Below are 256 nucleotides of genomic sequence, written 5' to 3'. Positions count from 1 at the left end.
TGGAAGGACTGACACTGATGACTGCTACTGATGACGACGCACAGAAGGTTCCTACTGGGCATGATGCGGTTGACCGGCTGCGTTCGCAGGGGGCTTTGGACGGCTTGTTCGAGCAGATTGATGTCGGCCAGGTGAAGATGACCGGGGCTGATGGTCTGCTGCCGGCCCTGGTCAAGGAAGCCCTGGAGAGGGGCCTGGCCGCTTGGCTTGAGCGAGCACCTGGGCTATGAAAAGGGCGAGCCGACCTCCCAGGCGC

Annotated in this window: 1 pseudogene; it reads left to right on the top strand. The window is 62.1% G+C overall.

Annotation, left to right across the window (positions count from 1 at the left end):
- A pseudogene (locus HMPREF2883_RS00080) lies at window positions 1-230 on the top strand (hypothetical protein); the annotation flags it as partial.
- Window positions 231-256 lie beyond the last annotated feature (26 nt).

Origin of the sequence: Actinomyces sp. HMSC075C01, from assembly GCF_001812965.1 — a bacterium.
Classification (GTDB): Bacteria; Actinomycetota; Actinomycetes; order Actinomycetales; family Actinomycetaceae; genus Actinomyces; species Actinomyces acetigenes.
This window is presented reverse-complemented; position numbering and strand designations above follow the sequence as displayed.